We start from the raw sequence: 14,500 nt of genomic DNA, 5'->3' as shown, positions 1-14,500 counted from the left end.
CTGGTTCCTGGCGGTCGTGCCTGGCCCCGGTGGGGGTTGCCGCACGACCTGAGCCGGATCCATGGGTCGAACCCGGTTCGGGAGCGTCGGCCACCAGCCGTGCCTGCCACGGGGTACGCGGAGGGGCGGCTGCGTTGCCGTCGTGCCTGAATGATTGCAGAGGAGGTGAGCGGCCCCACAGTATGGCCCTCCCGCCGGTGGTGACATGTCCGCTTGGTGACCCGTGGACTTTTTTGTCGTGGCGCGGCCGTGCCGCCGTGACCGTGCCGGTCGGGTGACGGACTTTTTGTGTGTCGACACGCTGTGGTGCCTGGTGAACTGGGCGTCACTGGGTCAAGCTGACCGGTACTGGTGGGCGTTTGGCGAATAATGTCCGTTCTGATCCGTGCTGCCCGCCGGCGAACACGTCCAGGTCGACGAGGGAGTGTGCGGTGTCCGAGCCAGGTGACGGTCCTCCGATCCCCCTCCTCGGGCGGCACCGGGCCGGCGGCGGCAGCTACCGGCGGATGATCGGCGTCCACCGGGCCCCGGGCCTGGGCGCACCTCACCGGGGCTACCTGTTCACCGTCGCCCTGCTCGCCGGGGCCGCCTCCATGCCCGTCCTCGCCGCGATCAGCGCCGGCTCCGCCACCGTGGGCAGCACCGCGTTGCCGGACAACGGCACCCCGTTCCTGCCCACCCCGTCGGTCGGGCCGGTCGTCGTCCCGGTGCCCGCCACCGGCCAGCCGGCCCTGCCGCCGACCGGCCCGGCCGGCACGCCCCCACCACCCACGCCGGCCGCCGTCCCGGGCACCGACGGCACCGGCGGCACCCACCGTCCCGCGCCGCCCCCGGCGGTCCCCGCCGCGACCCCCCGTCCCGTCCCCCGGACGCACGCCCCGGCCCCGGCCCCTGCCCACCCCACCCCCACCGCACCGAGCCCGAGTACCGCACCGAGCCCGAGCGCGGAACCGGGCCCGAGTACGGAACCGGGCCCGAGCGCGGAACCGGGCCCGAGCGCGGAACCGAGCGCCGAGCCGACGACCACGTTCTCCGAACCGCCCCCGGACCCGTCGCCGACCTCGGCCCCCTCCGACACCCCCACGCCGGTACCCACGCCCGGCCCGACCTCGACCCTGGAACCCGATCCGACCCCGGGGCCGACGGCCGGACCGTGTCCCACCGTCACGGTCACCGTGGTCCCCACCCCGCGTCCCCGGCCCACCGTGACGGCCATCCCGACCCGGGCCCCCCGTCCCGTCCAGCCGCGGGACGAGGTCCGTCGCGTGCCGCGTACCGGCACGCCACCGACGGGTGCGTCGACCCCGGTCGACCGCCCTCCGGCCACCCCGGCCCCCACGCCGCAGACGCCCGCGATACCCGCGCCGACCAGCCACGACGGCACCGACCCGGACGGTACGGTGACGAACGACGCCGGCTGAACCGTCCACGGTGCGCACGCCGCCGGCCACCCGGCGCGACGGACCAGCCGGCACGACATGCGGGGGCGGAACGCTGAGTACGCGCGACGAGGGGGGTGACCGGCCGGCGGGCGACCCCGGACCACCCCCGGCCCGCGACGTTCCGTCCGTCCCCGGTCGGGCCCCCGTCGGGTCGGTGGGAGCAGCGGTCCGGGTGGCCCGGTGGGTGACCGAGGTGACCGCGCCGGCCGTGCTCGTCACCGGGCTGACCCTGGTGATCGGTTGGCACGGCGCGGGTGGCGTCCGGGGGTTGGCCTGGGGGCTGCTCGCCACGGTCTTCGCCGCCGGCATCCCGTTCGCGTACGTCCTCAACGGGGTGCGGCGGGGCCGGCTCACCGACCACCACATCGGTCGGCGTGAGCAACGCCGGGTGCCGCTGCTGTTCGGCCTGGTGTCGGCCGCCGCCGGGCTGGCCCTGCTCGCGGCGCTCGGTGCACCGCGCCCGGTGCTGGCCCTGGTCGCGACCGGGGTGGTCGGTCTGGTGGTGGCGGTGTCGGCCAGTCACCGGTGGAAGATGTCGATCCACTCGGCGGTGGCCGCCGGCACGCTGGTGGTGCTGGTGCTCACCTTCGGCCCCCGGCTGCTGCCGGCGGTTCCGCTGCTCGGCCTGGTCGGCTGGTCCCGGGTGCGGTTGCGCGACCACACCGTCGCGCAGGTCGTGACCGGCGGGCTGGTGGGCGCCCTGGTCGCCGGGCTGGTCTTCGCGACGCTGTCCTGAGCGTCCCGCCGCCGGGCGGTCGGCACGCGGGGCCGTCAGGGTTCGGGGCGGAGCATGGGTGGGTGGAGCCGGGTCGCCGGGCCCCGGCGGAAGAGTTGGGCGGGCCGTCCCCGGTCGCCTTCGGTGGCACGGCCGACGGGGCTGACGAAGCCGGGGGTGCCGGTGACCTTGCGGTGGAAGTTGCGCGGGTCCAGCCGGGTGCCCCAGACCGTCTCGTAGACCGCCCGTAGTTGGGCCACGGTGAACTCGGGCGGGCAGAAGGCACCGGCCAGTGGGGTGTACTCCAGCTTCGCGCGGGCCCGTTCCAGGCCGTCGGCGACGATCAGGTCGTGGTCGAAGGCGAGCTGGCCGGGGGCGAGCCGGCTGACCGGCATCCACTCGGCCGAGGCGGCGTCCGAGCCGGCGACCGGGGTGGGCAGGTCGGGCAGCAGCGCCAGCCAGGCCACGGTGACCACCCGTCCGCGCGGGTCGCGGCCGGGTCGGCCGTACGTGCCGAGCTGTTCCAGGTGGCCGACCGGCTCCGGTAGCCCGGTCTCCTCGGTCAGTTCCCGGGCGGCGGCGTCGGGCAGGTCCTCGTCGATGCCGACGAAGCCGCCCGGCAGCGCCCACCGGCCCTGGTCCGGCGGGATGCCCCGGCGGACGAGCAGCAGGTGCAACGCGTCGGCGCGCACGGTGAGCACCACCAGGTCGACGGTCACGGCGAAGGGCGGGTAGTCGGTCATCGTTTTATCACCACCTTGACGATAACCTATCAGGATGGTTATCGTCGTGGAGACGAAAAAGGGAGGGTGAAGCCATGGCCGACGTGACGCGACGACTCTTCCTGCGCCACCTGCGCGGGACACCGACCAACTGGGTCCGGCTGCACGTCGCCGGGCGGGTCAGGCGGGAGGGCACCGGCCAGTCGTTCTGGTACCGGCCGCTGACCGCCGTGCTGAGCGAGGTGCCGGTGGACGACCGGGAGTTGCCGCTGCTCTTCCACGCCCGTACCGGCGACTTCGCCGACATCACCGTCCAGGCCACCGTGACCTACCGGGTGGCCGACCCGGCGCTGGCCGCCGCCCGGCTCGACTTCTCGGTCGACCCGCGCACCGGCCGGGCCCGCTCCCGCCCCCTCGACCAGGTGGCCACGCTGCTGGCCGAGCTGGCCCAGCAGCCCGCCCTCGACCTGCTCGCCCGGGTCCCGCTGGCCGAGGCGCTGACCACCGTGGCACCCGTACGGGAGGCGGTCTCCGCCGCGCTCGGCACCGAGCCCCGGCTCGCCGACATCGGCGTCGCCGTGGTCAGCGCCCGGGTCGTCGCCGTCCGGCCCGAACCGGAACTGGAACGCGCCCTGCAGACCCCCACCCGGGAGGCCGTGCAGGTGCAGGCCGACCGGGCCACGTACGCCCGCCGGGCCCAGGCCGTCGAGCAGGAACGCGGCATCGCCGAGAACGAACTCCAGAACAAGATCGAACTGGCCCGTCGGGAGCAGCAGCTCGTCGAGCAGCACGGGGCGAACGCCCGCCGCCGGGCCGAACTCGACGCCGCCGCCGAGCTGGCCGCCGCCCACGGCAAGGCGGAACGGGAACAGGTCGCCAACACCGCCGCCGCCGAGCGGGCCCGGGTGCTCGCCACCGCCGAGGCGGAGAAGGAGCGCCTGCTCGCCGCCGGCACCGCCGACAAGGAACGGACGCTCGCCCTGGCCAAGGCCGAGACGGTACGCGCCGTCGGCGCCGCCGAGGCCGAGGCGGAGGCGGCGAAACTGGCCACGTACGCCGAACTGCCGCCGGCGGTCCTCCAGGCCCTCACCGTCCGGGAACTCGCCGGTCAGCTCCCCCCGATCGGCCAACTCACGGTCACCCCGGACCTGCTCGCCGACCTGCTCGGCCGGCTCACCGGCCCGACCGGGACGCTCACCGGCCCGACCGGGACGGTCGACCGGTGAGCGCCACCCTGGCCCCCCGGGTGGTGGTCGTCCGTCGCCCCAGCGAGCTGGACGAACTGCTCGCCCGGCACGGCACCCGGGCGGCGGCCCAGTGGTACCTGCGCGCCCGGGGGCGGGACCTGGCCGAGGTGGTGGACCGGCACGAGGCACTCCAGGCGGCGCTGACCGCCGTCGGGGCCGCCGTCCCCGCCGACTGGCGACGCGGCACGGTGAACCGGGACGACCTGCCCCGGTTCCTGTTCGGGCCGGAGGACGTCGTGGTCGCCGTCGGGCCGGACGGACTGGTCGCCAACGTGGCGAAGTACCTCAGCGGGCAACCCGTCGTCGGCGTCGACCCGGAGCCGGGCCGCAACGCCGGGGTGCTGGTCCGGTGCACCGGCGACCAGGTGGCCGCCCTGCTGCCGGCGGTGGTGGCCGGGACCGCGCCGCTGCGGCACCGGGCCATGGTCCGGGCCACCCTCGACGACGGCCAGGAACTGGTCGGCCTCAACGAGGTGTACGTCGGGCACCCCTCCCACCAGTCGGCCCGCTACCTGCTCGACGTCACCTCCGACGGCCGACCCCGCCGGGAGCGGCAGTCGTCCTCCGGGGTGGTCGTCGGCACCGGCACCGGGGCCACCGGCTGGTGCGCCTCGATCGCCCGGGGTCGACCGACCACCGTCGCGCTCCCCGCCCCGCAGGAGCCGGCGCTGTGCTGGTTCGTCCGGGAGGCGTGGCCGTCCCCGGTCACCGGGGCCGACCTGGTCGCCGGCCGCCTCGACGGCACCGACACGCTGGAGCTGACCGCCGAGTCCGACGGCCTGGTGGCCTTCGCCGACGGCCTGGAGACCGACCGGTTGACGCTGCGCTGGGGCCAGCGCGTCCGCCTCGACGTCGCCCCCGGCCGGCTGGCCCTGGTCGAGCCCTGACCGGCGGTCGGCCGGTCAGGGGGTGTCGTCGCCGAGGCGCTGCCGGTTGGCCTCGATCCAGGCGTCCAGCGCGACCGGGTCGTCCGGGTCGACGCCGTCGGCCATCAACTGGGCCACCGCCGCCGTCGCCGGGCTACGCCGCTCGCCTGTCGAATAGAGCCGGGCGAACTCCGGCACCAGTTCCTCGATCGCCTCGTCGGTCTGGGTGACGGCCCGCTCGGGCAGCCCGCGTCGCCGGGCCGCGAACGCCGTCCAGGCGCGCAGCACCCGGGGCAGCATCGCCGCGTCGTCCATGTCCAGCACGGCCCGCCGGTGCACCCAGTCGAGCAGGAACAGCCCGGCCACCGCCGGGCTCCAGCGCAACGGATCGGCGTCCGGGAAGCTCGCCGCGTGGTCGAAGAGCAGGCCGAGGCAGAAGTGCAGCGAGGCCAGCTCGGCGTCGCCGTCGAGGGTGTTCAGCCCGTACCGGGCCGCCTCGGGGGCGGCCAGGAAGGCCCGGACCAGCGCGGTGCGTTCGTCGCCGGAGAGCGGCTCGGTGGGCCAGCCGGCGGTGTCGGCGCTCGCCTGCGGCAACACCGCCAACCGTGCCCCGACCAGCGCCCGGTCGGTGGCGAGCGAACCTTCGGCGGGCAGGTCGCCGAGGTCGTCGGTGATCTCCAGGTGGCGGCCCACCTCGCCGTGCATCCGGGCCGGGTCCTCCTCCCGGAACCAGGTCAGGTCGTCGTCGGCGCACATCTGCCGGACCTGCGCGAGGATGCGTTCGGCGGGACCACCGACGAAGACGTCCTTGGTGATGCCGATGTTGTGGTCGATCAGCGCGACCAGGGCGTGCTCCGGGCCGCCCGACTCGTCGTCGTAGGCGAAGGTGGCCAGGTAGGAGGTCTGGTCGCCGTACACGTCGCCGTAGGACCAGGTGCCGGTGAGGTGGACCCGGCCGAGCTGGCCGGCCCAGGCCGGCGCCTGCGCGCCGGGGCGGACCTTCGCCGCGCCCTCGGCGGTCGGGACCAGCGCGGCGAAGACCTGCCGGATGGTGGTGGCGGCGGCCGTACGGCGGCGGGAGGTGGCGGCGAGGAAACCGGAGACGAATTCCCGGACCGCCGTCTCCCGGTCGGTCTCGGCGATCGCGTAGACGCTGCCCAGCAGCGCCGTGCCGAGCATCTCGGCGTCGAGCGCGCAGTCCAGCCTGGTCACGTCGCGGGCGGCGGACAGCACCGCGTCGTAGGGGGTCTGTGGCGTGGCCATGGCACGACCCTACGCCGCCGCGCCGCCCCGGACACCCGTGCCGACGTCCGCGTTCGCCGGCCGGTGGTCGGTGTCCGTCGATGGACGCCGGGCCGGGGTGTTCCCCGCCGGACGGTCAGCCGGCGGCGTCCTGCCAGGCGCGGCGGGCGAGGGCGTACCGGTCGACGAGGTCGCGTACGGGGGTGAGGACGTACTCCGCGCCGACCCGGGCGACCTCCTCGGTGAGCCGCCCCTCGGCCCGCTGCCGGGCCCGCCGGGCCGCCCACCGGATCACCGGCCCGGTCACCGCCGCCACCAGCAGACCGGCGAGCAACCCGCCGAGCAGCAGCACGGTGGGTAGCGGCGTCTCGCCCACCCGGGGGTACTCCAGCGCCGGCAGCCCGAGGGCGCGCAGCGCGTACCCGAGCACCAGCCAGCCCAGCCCGACCACGGCGGCGAGGGTGACCAGCCACTGGACACCGCCCACCAGCCGCCACCACAGCGGCCGGCGTTCCATGCCCAGGTCGGTGCCGGCGACCGCCGCGTCCAGCGCGTCCGGCAGGTCGGCCAGGCGGGACCGGGCGGCGGCGGTCACCGCTGCCGGCCAGGGGGCGGGCAGGCCCGCGCCGGAACGGTCGCCGACGGCGCGGATGGCCAGCCCGAGGGCGGACTGCTGGGCGGCCGTCGGTTCGGGCACCGAGGTCGCCGCGAGCGGGGCCTGCGCCGGCTGCTGCGGGTCGGTCGCCGGGCCGGGCAGGTGCAGCCGGCGCAGCGGGTCGGGGCGTAGCCGCCGCCAGCCGCGGACCAGCGGCCAGCCGGTCGCGGCACCGGCCCGCTGCCGGTACGCCCCCTCGACCGCCCCCGTCACCGTGGGCACCCCGGCCGCGTCGGCCAGCGCCCGGTCCAGGGTGCGGATCGTCTCCGCGTCCGGGGTGTGCCCGGGGGCCTCGACGGCGACCAGTTCCCCCAGCGCGGCCGTCACCGTGTCGGCATCGCCCCAGAGCCGGCGCAGCGCGGCCTGCCGGTCCGACACCGCCCGCTCCAGCGCCTCCCGCAGCCCGGTCATCCCGTCCGGCTCGACCGCCGTGGTGGCCAGCAGGGGCACCCCGTCGAGCCCGTCGACGTCGAGCAGCCGGCGCAGGTCGGCCAGCACCCGGGGCAGCTCGGCCGGGGGCAACCGGTCGGCCTGGTTGAGCACCACCACCGTCACGTCCCGGTGCCGGTGGAACTCGCGCAGGTAGCTCGTGTGGATCACCCGGTCGGCGTACTTCTGCGGGTCGACCACCCAGACGACCAGGTCGACCAGGCCGAGCAGGCGGTCCACCTCCAGCCGGTGGGACCGCTGCACCGAGTCGAAGTCGGGCAGGTCTAGCAGGATCAACCCGTGCAGGGCGGACTCGTCGTCGCCGTCCAGCGCGCTCTCCCGGACGAACCGGTGCCGGGGCAGCACGCCCACCCAGTCCAGCAGCCGGTTGCCGCCGTCCAGCGGCCCCCACACGCAGGCGTGCGCGACACCGGTGGTGGGCCGGCGCACCCCGACCGGGGAGAGTTCCAGCTGGGCCAGGGCGTTGAACAGGCTGGACTTGCCGCTGCCGGTGGCCCCGGCCAGCGCCACCACGGTGTGGTCCCGGGACAGCGACAACCGGGTGCCGGCCCGCTCGACCAGGGTGTGCGCGCCGACCAGCCGGGTGTCGGGCACCTCGCCGTCGACCGCGTCGAGGAAGCGGCGCACCGCGTCGAGCCGGGCCACCAGGGCATCGGCGTCGACACGCTGGTCACCCCGGAGCGCCTCGCGCATCCGGCCGACGATGTTGGTCACCGGATGCCGTCCTCGGGGGTCGGGGTCGGGGTCGGTAGCGCCGGGCCGGTCTGGTCGGCGAGGCCGCTGCGGTGCCGGGCAACCTCGACCCGGGCGGCGGCCCGGCGCAGGCCGGCGGCGGCCTCCGGGCCGGGCCGGGCGGCGTCGGTGCGGGCCAGGTAGCGGGCCGCCTCCTCGTCGAGCAGCGCGCGGACCCGCTCCAGCAGGTCGCCCCGGGCCTTCGCGGCGAGGGTACGCACCGCCTGGTCGCCGAAGATCGCCTGGAGCACGGCCTGCGCGGCGACCGTGGTGCCCGCCCCGGTCGCCACCTCCAGGCCGGTGGGGATGAACGCGGTGGAGGCGAAGACGGCGATCATCACGGCCAGCCCGGTGGCGTTGACCGCGTACGCGGCCGTACGGGCCACGAACCGCCGGTCGCCGCCCTCGTCCCGGACCAGTTCCAGCACGGCCCGCTGCCAGTCACGGACCAGCCGTTCGGCCCGTTCGGGCAGGTCGGCCGAGGCGTGCGCCAGCGACGGCTCCAGCAGTGCGGCCCCGGCGGGGTGCGCCTTCCAGGCGGTGTACGTGTGCTCCGCCGCCTCGGCGGCGACCCCGCGCAGCAGGATGACCAGTTGCGACTCGATGGCGTTGCGCAGGTCGGTGGCGGGGGTGGCGGGCCGGCCGGTGACCGCGGCGACGAGCCGGTCGCGCAGCCGGCCGATCCGGGCCTCCAGCGTCCGGAAGAACTCCCCGGTGCCGACGAACTCCTGCCAGCGGGCGAGCACCTCGCCGCGCAGCAGCCGGCCGTCCTTCAGCCCCTCGGTCACGGTGCGGTGCGCGCCCTGGTAGGCGGCCCGGACCCGGTCGTCCAGCGCGTCGGCGGCGGCCACCTGCTCGTCGGCGGCGTCGGCGAGCGCCTCCACCGTGGGGTGCAGCGAGGCGAGCGCGCCGTCCAGGGTCTGCCGGACCACGGCGGCGCGGGCCTCGGCATCGGCGGCGAGCCGGGCGAACCAGCCACCGAGCGGCGCGGTCACCCGGTCGGGCAGCAGCCCCTGGCCGTCGACCCAGGTCTCGGGCAGGACGAACAGCGGCGCCGCGCCCAGATCCTGGGCGGCGAGCATCTCGGACAGGTGGGCTGCGATCTCGTCGGCGGCCTCGGGGGGCACCCGGTCGAGCACCATGGCGATCGACGCCCCCCGGGAGCGGGCGGCGCGCAGCAGCTCCCACGGGACGGCGTCGGCGTACCGGGCGGCGGTGGTGACGAAGAGCCAGAGATCGGCGGCGGCGAGCAGTTGACCGGCGAGGGCGCGGTTGGCGTCGACCACCGAGTCGATGTCGGGGGCGTCGAGGAAGGCCAGCCCCGGCGCGAGCGCGGGGGCGGTGACCAGGTGCAGGGTGCCTGGGTCCTCGCTGGGCTCGTTGGTGCGGGTCAGGCCGGGCAGCAGGTCGCCCTGGCGGAACCAGGCGGCGTCGGCGGGGTTGCAGACCAGCACCGGGGAGCGGGTGGTGGGGCGCAGCACCCCGGCGGCGCTCACCCGGGCCTGGACCAGGCTGTTGACCAGTGTGGACTTGCCCGCGCCGGTGGAGCCGCCGACGACCACGAGCAGCGGGGCGTCGAGCCGGGCCAGCCGGGGCAGCAGGTAGTCGTCGAGCTGGTCGGTCAGCGCCCGGCCGGTGTGCCGGGCAGGCTCGGCCGAGGGCAGCGCCAGCGGGAACCGGGCCGCGCCGATCGCGGCCCGCAGGCCGGTGAGGGCGGCGGGCAGGCCGTCTCCGGTGGGGCCGGGCGGCGTCTCGTCGGTCTCCGACGGCCCGGTGCGGGCGGCGACGGTGGGCGCGCCGGACCGGGTGGCGGGATCGCCGTGCGTCGTCACCGCTAAAGCGTGCCCGACCGATGCAACAGAGACAACCGGAGGGTAGTAACGGTCAGGTTGCGTCGGGTCGGCTCAACTCGACTTGCACTTTGGCGATCGCGTGGCACTATTGAGTCAAGTTCACTCAACTTGTGGTGCGGTCGCTCCGGGCGACCCGCCGGGTAGGCCCTCTGACCTGCCCACCCGTTACGAAGCGAGGAAGCGAAGATGGCACGTGCGGTCGGTATCGACCTCGGCACGACGAACTCCTGCGTCAGCGTTCTCGAGGGCGGTGAGCCCACCGTCATCGCCAACGCTGAGGGCTCGCGGACGACCCCGTCGATCGTCGCGTTCGCCCGCAACGGCGAGGTGCTCGTCGGTGAGGTCGCCAAGCGCCAGGCGGTGACCAACCCGGACCGGACCATCCGCTCGGTCAAGCGGGAGATCGGCACCAACTGGACCGTCGACATCGACGGCAAGAAGTACACTCCGCAGGAGATCTCGGCGCGCACGCTGATGAAGCTCAAGCGGGACGCCGAGGCCTACCTGGGCGAGCAGATCACCGACGCGGTGATCACCGTCCCGGCCTACTTCAACGACGGCCAGCGCCAGGCCACCAAGGAGGCCGGCGAGATCGCCGGCTTCAACGTGCTGCGGATCGTCAACGAGCCGACCGCGGCGGCCCTGGCGTACGGGCTGGACAAGGGCTCCAAGGAGCAGACCGTCCTGGTCTTCGACCTCGGTGGCGGCACCTTCGACGTGTCCCTGCTGGAGCTGGCCGAGGGCGTCGTCGAGGTCAAGTCGACCAGCGGTGACAACCAGCTCGGCGGCGACGACTGGGACCAGCGGATCATCGACCACCTGGTGAAGACGTTCCGGGGCGAGCACGGCATCGACCTCGGCCAGGACAAGATGGCGCTGCAGCGGCTCCGCGAGGCGGCCGAGAAGGCCAAGATCGAGCTGTCGGCGGCGACCACCACCAACATCAACCTGCCGTACATCACCGCCGGGTCGGCCGGCCCGCTGCACCTGGACGTGACGCTCAGCCGCGCCGAGTTCCAGCGGATGACGCAGGACCTGCTGGACCGCTGCAAGGGCCCGTTCGAGCAGGCCGTGAAGGACGCCGGCATCAAGATCGCCGACGTCGACCACGTGATCCTGGTCGGCGGCTCCACCCGGATGCCGGCCGTGACCGACCTGGTCAAGCAGCTCACCGGCCGCGACCCGAACAAGGGCGTCAACCCGGACGAGGTCGTCGCCGTCGGCGCGGCCCTGCAGGCCGGTGTGCTCAAGGGCGAGGTCAAGGACGTCCTGCTGCTCGACGTGACCCCGCTGAGCCTGGGCATCGAGACCAAGGGCGGCATCTTCACCAAGCTCATCGAGCGCAACACCACCATCCCGACCAAGCGCTCCGAGGTCTTCACCACGGCCGACGACAACCAGCCGTCGGTGCTGATCCAGGTGTTCCAGGGCGAGCGCGAGATCGCGGCGTACAACAAGAAGCTCGGCACCTTCGAGCTGACCGGCCTCCCGCCGGCGCCGCGCGGCGTGCCGCAGATCGAGGTCACCTTCGACATCGACGCCAATGGCATCGTCAACGTGCACGCCAAGGACCTGGGCACCGGCAAGGAACAGAAGATGACGATCACCGGCGGCTCGTCGCTGCCGAAGGACGACATCGAGCGGATGCGCCGGGACGCCGAGGAGCACGCCGACGACGACAAGCGTCGCCGGGAGGAGGCCGAGACCCGCAACGTGGCCGAGGCGCTCCAGTGGCAGACCGAGAAGTTCCTCGCCGAGAGCGGTGACAAGCTGCCCACGGAGAACCGGGAGCAGCTCAACGAGGCCCTCGGCGAGCTGCGCGGCGCGCTCGGCGGCCAGGACATCGAGAAGATCAAGGCGGCCCACGAGCGGCTCGCCCAGGTCTCCCAGCAGGCCGGTTCGCTGCTCTACTCGCAGCAGGCCGAGCAGGGTGAGCAACCGGGCGCGGCCGGCGCGGGTGCCGGAGCCGGCGCGGGTGCCGCCGGTGCCGCCGGTGCCCCGAAGGCGGGCGGCCCGGACGACGTGGTCGACGCGGAGATCGTCGACGAGGACAAGAAGTGACGGTCCGCGCCACCGCACAGGGAACGAGGTAGTCGCATGACGGAGAAGCCACGAGCCGCCGACCCGGACACCTCCGGGTCGACGCCGGGTGGCTCCGCGCCCGCCGACGACGGGCCGCGGGTCGTCATCCGGGACAACCGCAAGCTCGGCAAGACCGAGGAGACGCCTGCCGCCGCCGATGCCGGGGCCGACGTCCCGGCCGAGGGGCTGGTCGAGGAGTCCGAGGTGGTGGTCGACGAGATCGAGGCCGAGGCCACCGCCCTCGACGGCCCCGCACCGACCGGTCCGCCGGTGGTGGACGCCCCCGCGCAGCCGGTCGACGGCAGCACCCCGGGCTCCCCGCTCGGTGCCGAGCTGGAAGCCCTCCGGGCCGAGCTGGACGAGCGGACCCGGGACCTGCAGCGGGTGTCGGCGGAGTACGCCAACTACCGCAAGCGGGTGGACCGGGACCGGGGCGTGGTCCAGGAGCAGGCGACCGGCTCGGTGCTCGCCGCGCTGCTGCCGATCCTGGACGACCTGGACCGGGCCCGGGAACACGGCGACCTGGTCGGGCCGTTCGGCACCGTGGCCGAGCAGCTCACCACGGCGCTGGGCAAGTTCGGCCTGACGCCCTTCGGTGAGCAGGGCGACCCGTTCGACCCGACCCGGCACGAGGCGGTCGCGCACCAGACCTCACCGGACGTCGACGAGCCCACCTGCGTGCAGGTGATGCGTCGGGGTTACCTGCTCGGCGAGCGGCTGCTGCGGCCGGCGATGGTCGCGGTCGCCGACCCGGAATAGTGCACGGCCATCCGGTCGCCCCGCCCGCCTCGGAAGGCGGGCGGGGCGACCGGGCCACATCTCACGGAAGGGGGTGGACCGGTGAGTTCCAAGGACTGGATCGAGAAGGACTTCTACGCCACGTTGGGCGTGGAGAAGTCCGCCTCCTCGGACGAGATCAAGAAGTCGTACCGGAAACTGGCCCGGGAGTCGCACCCGGACCACAACCCCGGTGACCCGAAGGCCGAGGAGCGGTTCAAGGCCGTCTCCGAGGCGTACGCGGTGCTCGGTGACGACGCCAAACGCCGCGAGTACGACGAGATGCGTTCGCTGTTCGGCTCGGGCGCGTTCCGTCGGGGCGCCCGTGGTGCGGGTCAGCCCGGCGGGGTCCCGTTCGACGTCTCCGACCTGTTCGGCGGCGGTGGCGGCGGGGACAGCCGGTTCGGTGGCGGCGGCTTCACCGACCTGTTCAGTTCGATCTTCTCCGGCGGCGGGGGCACCGGCCCGACCCGGGCGCGTGGCCCGGCCCGGGGCCGGGACGTGGAGGCCGAGGTCGCGCTCGACTTCGGCGACGCCGTCCGGGGCGTCACCCTGCCGTTGACGTTGCGCGCCCCCGGGGTCTGCGACACCTGCCACGGCAACGGCGCGAAGCCGGGCACCCAGCCGACGGCCTGCCCGGTCTGCCACGGTGCCGGGGTGACCACCCGGGACCAGGGGTCGTTCAGCTTCTCCGAGCCGTGCCGCAACTGCCAGGGCGTCGGGACGGTCGTCGAGGAGAAGTGCCCCGAGTGCCAGGGCACCGGCGGGGTCACCAAGACCCGCACGCTCAACGTCCGGTTCCCCGCCGGGGTGGCCGACGGGCAGCGGATCAGGCTGGCCGGTCGGGGCGAGCCGGGGCAGCGTGGTGGGCCGGCGGGTGACCTGTTCGTGCAGGTGAAGGTGCGCCCGGACGACCTGTTCGGGCGTACCGGTGACGACCTGACACTGGCCGTGCCGATCACCTTCGCCGAGGCGGTGCTCGGCACCGACCTGCGGGTGCCCACGCTGGACGGCGCGGTGACCCTGCGCGTGCCGCCGGGCACCCCGTCCGGGCGGGTGCTGCGGGCCCGGGGCAAGGGTGTCGTACGACGGGACGGGCGGGCCGGCGACCTGCTGGTCACGCTGGACGTGGTGGTGCCGGCGACGGTGTCGGACGAGGCGCGGGCGGCGCTGGAGTCGTTCGCCGACGCGACGCCACCGGCGGCCCGGGAACATCTCGACGCGCGGGTGCGTCGGGTCGGTTGACCGGTGGACGGGTGCGGAGGTGAGTGGGATGTCGGACGGGTTCGTCGGTTCGGGTGACCCTGCCTACGAGGCCAAGGTGCTGATGATCTCGGTAGCGGCACGGATGGCGGGCATGCACCCGCAGACGCTGCGCCAGTACGACCGGCTCGGCCTGGTGCAGGCCGGCCGGGCGGCCGGTGGCGGCCGACGCTACAGCGTGCGGGACGTCGTCCTGCTGCGCGAGGTGCAGCGGCTCAGCCAGGACGAGGGTGTCAACCTGGCCGGGGTGAAGCGGATCATCGGGCTGGAACGCCTGGTGGAGCAGGCCCAGCAGCGGGTGGCCCGGCTGGAGGCGGAGCTGGACGCCGCGTACCGGCGGATCGCCGAGTTGGAGACGCTGGCCAGTGGCTTCTCCCGGGGCGATCTGGTGCCGACCAGCCGCACCTCGACGGCGCTGGTGGTCTGGCGTCCCCGCCGCAGCGGCCCGGCATGA

At 74.9% G+C, this 14,500-nt stretch carries 12 protein-coding genes; 8 read left to right on the top strand and 4 right to left on the bottom strand.

All coding sequences use genetic code 11. The annotated features are described in order from the left end of the window. Positions 1-431 precede the first annotated feature (431 nt). Positions 432-1,421 (top strand): hypothetical protein, encoded by a 990-nt coding sequence (locus tag ACN260_RS28830; RefSeq protein WP_422753922.1) that lies wholly within the window; start codon positions 432-434, stop codon positions 1,419-1,421. A gap of 175 nt (positions 1,422-1,596) precedes the next feature. Then, a complete protein-coding gene (locus ACN260_RS28825) occupies positions 1,597-2,178 on the top strand; it encodes a phosphatase PAP2 family protein (RefSeq protein ID WP_422753921.1) in 582 nt (193 codons plus the stop codon). A 35-nt stretch (positions 2,179-2,213) separates the two neighbouring features. Here ACN260_RS28825 and ACN260_RS28820 read toward each other — a convergent pair whose 3' ends face one another. Next, complete coding sequence (locus ACN260_RS28820) at positions 2,214-2,900, bottom strand: NUDIX hydrolase (RefSeq protein WP_422753920.1); 687 nt, start codon at positions 2,898-2,900, stop codon at positions 2,214-2,216. Positions 2,901-2,974: 74 nt separating this feature from the next. On the opposite strand from ACN260_RS28820, the gene ACN260_RS28815 reads away from it, so the two are divergent. Then, positions 2,975-4,105, top strand: a complete 1,131-nt coding sequence (locus ACN260_RS28815; RefSeq protein ID WP_422753919.1) for an SPFH domain-containing protein — start codon at positions 2,975-2,977, stop codon at positions 4,103-4,105. Continuing rightward, complete coding sequence (locus tag ACN260_RS28810) at positions 4,102-5,013, top strand: hypothetical protein (protein ID WP_422753918.1); 912 nt, start codon at positions 4,102-4,104, stop codon at positions 5,011-5,013. The genes ACN260_RS28815 and ACN260_RS28810 overlap by 4 nt, the downstream gene beginning before the upstream one ends. A 15-nt stretch (positions 5,014-5,028) precedes the next feature. Here ACN260_RS28810 and ACN260_RS28805 read toward each other — a convergent pair whose 3' ends face one another. The 3 genes from ACN260_RS28805 to ACN260_RS28795 form a co-directional block, all read right to left on the bottom strand. After that, the gene (locus ACN260_RS28805; protein ID WP_422753917.1) at positions 5,029-6,255 is read right to left on the bottom strand and encodes a hypothetical protein; all 1,227 of its coding nucleotides are present in this window, start codon (positions 6,253-6,255) and stop codon (positions 5,029-5,031) included. 115 nt (positions 6,256-6,370) lie between these two features. Further along, entirely contained in the window at positions 6,371-8,032 is a 1,662-nt protein-coding gene (locus ACN260_RS28800; protein ID WP_422756865.1) for a GTPase, read from the bottom strand. Positions 8,033-8,049: 17 nt separating this feature from the next. Beyond that, on the bottom strand, positions 8,050-9,903 hold the full coding sequence (locus ACN260_RS28795) for an ABC transporter (RefSeq protein WP_422753916.1): 1,854 nt from the start codon (positions 9,901-9,903) through the stop codon (positions 8,050-8,052). A 207-nt stretch (positions 9,904-10,110) separates the two neighbouring features. Here ACN260_RS28795 and dnaK point away from each other — a divergent pair, with 207 nt between their 5' ends. The 4 genes from dnaK (at position 10,111) to ACN260_RS28775 (ending at position 14,500) form a co-directional block, all read left to right on the top strand. Then, positions 10,111-11,985, top strand: coding sequence for a molecular chaperone DnaK (dnaK, locus tag ACN260_RS28790; protein WP_422753915.1), 1,875 nt, complete (start codon positions 10,111-10,113; stop codon positions 11,983-11,985). Between the two features lie 36 nt (positions 11,986-12,021). Next, a complete protein-coding gene (gene grpE / locus ACN260_RS28785; RefSeq protein ID WP_422753914.1) occupies positions 12,022-12,765 on the top strand; it encodes a nucleotide exchange factor GrpE in 744 nt (247 codons plus the stop codon). 81 nt (positions 12,766-12,846) lie between these two features. Then, positions 12,847-14,028 (top strand): molecular chaperone DnaJ, encoded by a 1,182-nt coding sequence (gene dnaJ, locus ACN260_RS28780; protein ID WP_422753913.1) that lies wholly within the window; start codon positions 12,847-12,849, stop codon positions 14,026-14,028. 28 nt (positions 14,029-14,056) lie between these two features. After that, complete coding sequence (locus ACN260_RS28775; protein WP_422753912.1) at positions 14,057-14,500, top strand: heat shock protein transcriptional repressor HspR; 444 nt, start codon at positions 14,057-14,059, stop codon at positions 14,498-14,500.

Source organism: Micromonospora sp. WMMD708 (genome assembly GCF_049315245.1).
Classification (GTDB): domain Bacteria; phylum Actinomycetota; class Actinomycetes; order Mycobacteriales; family Micromonosporaceae; genus Micromonospora; species Micromonospora wenchangensis.
Note: the sequence above shows the minus strand (reverse complement) of the source record. Positions and strands in the feature narration are given on the sequence as shown.

Bases quoted from the DNA above. Each gene is read 5' to 3' on its own strand.
- ACN260_RS28820 (WP_422753920.1), bottom strand. From the start codon at position 2,900: ATGACCGACTACCCGCCCTTCGCCGTGACCGTCGACCTGGTGGTGCTC.
- ACN260_RS28815 (WP_422753919.1), top strand. From the start codon at position 2,975: ATGGCCGACGTGACGCGACGACTCTTCCTGCGCCACCTGCGCGGGACA.
- ACN260_RS28805 (WP_422753917.1), bottom strand. From the start codon at position 6,255: ATGGCCACGCCACAGACCCCCTACGACGCGGTGCTGTCCGCCGCCCGC.
- ACN260_RS28800 (WP_422756865.1), bottom strand. From the start codon at position 8,032: ATGCGCGAGGCGCTCCGGGGTGACCAGCGTGTCGACGCCGATGCCCTG.
- dnaK (WP_422753915.1), top strand. From the start codon at position 10,111: ATGGCACGTGCGGTCGGTATCGACCTCGGCACGACGAACTCCTGCGTC.
- grpE (WP_422753914.1), top strand. From the start codon at position 12,022: ATGACGGAGAAGCCACGAGCCGCCGACCCGGACACCTCCGGGTCGACG.
- ACN260_RS28775 (WP_422753912.1), top strand. From the start codon at position 14,057: ATGTCGGACGGGTTCGTCGGTTCGGGTGACCCTGCCTACGAGGCCAAG.